This is a genomic window from Vibrio sp. 10N.222.46.A1 (genome assembly GCF_041473595.1).
Lineage (GTDB): Bacteria > Pseudomonadota > Gammaproteobacteria > Enterobacterales > Vibrionaceae > Vibrio > Vibrio tasmaniensis_A.
The window spans coordinates 1-938 of the sequence record NZ_JBFRSN010000252.1 but is presented as its reverse complement, the minus strand read 5'-3'; the positions used below and the strand labels follow the sequence as shown (position 1 = coordinate 938).

2 protein-coding genes are annotated in these 938 nt (G+C 42.2%); both read left to right on the top strand.

Going from position 1 to position 938, the window contains the following annotated elements; translation table 11 throughout:
* The first annotated feature begins 148 nt into the window (after positions 1–148).
* Complete coding sequence (ybeD, locus tag AB4496_RS08610) at positions 149–427, top strand: DUF493 family protein YbeD (protein ID WP_029223108.1); 279 nt, start codon at positions 149–151, stop codon at positions 425–427.
* 195 nt (positions 428–622) lie between these two features.
* On the top strand, positions 623–938 hold a 316-nt coding region (gene lipB, locus AB4496_RS08605), incomplete at its 3' end, for a lipoyl(octanoyl) transferase LipB (RefSeq protein ID WP_372130817.1).

Genomic DNA, 938 nt, shown 5'->3' with positions numbered 1-938 from the left:
AAACAAAAGCCGCCATGTGCGGCTTTTGTTGATCTTGAGTTCGGTGATATTTACACGTAATATTCCGCATTATTACTCGTGTCTGTTGACCGAACACGCTTTTTATCGACATTTCGCCAATTTGCGAGAGTCTAGCCTTTTGGAGCTAATCATGAACATCAATTCTGATGCAAAACTAAAAGACCTCTTAGAGTTCCCTTGTTCATTCACTTACAAAGTTATGGGCTACGCTAAGCCAGAACTTACTGAACTAGTGCTAGAAGTGATCCAGCGTCATGCTCCTGGTGACTACAGCCCAACTCTAAAACCGAGTGCGAAAGGTAACTACCACTCTGTTTCTATCAATATTACTGCGACTTCAATTGAGCAAGTAGAAACGCTATATAAAGAACTGGGCGAAATCGAAATCGTTCGTATGGTTCTGTAACTTTCGATTACGCATGAAAAACAGCGGCTTATTGCCGCTGTTTTTGTTTGAAACCCTCGCTCCCCTTACAAAGCATTCAACTTAATTTTCAATAAATACAAAGAAAGTTGAAAAACCTTGCTGTCCGTCTGTAGTTAGAAACCTGTTTCGCGTTTATAATGCGCTCACTTTATTAATCCTTGAGGAAGTGCCGCTTTGCAAAATAAGCTAATCGTAAAAAAATTAGGTCGTCAGGATTACGAACCTGTATGGAAAGCCATGCATAAGTTCACAGACGAACGCACGGATGAAGACGTAGACCAAATTTGGTTGGTTGAACACAACCCAGTTTTCACTCAAGGACAAGCAGGTAAAGCTGAGCATGTATTAAATGCTGGTGATATCCCTGTGATACAAAGCGATCGCGGTGGCCAAGTGACGTACCACGGGCCCGGTCAGTTAGTCGCTTACTTCCTGATAAACATCCGCCGCAAGAAATTCGGAGTGCGTGATTTGGTTACTCATATTGAGA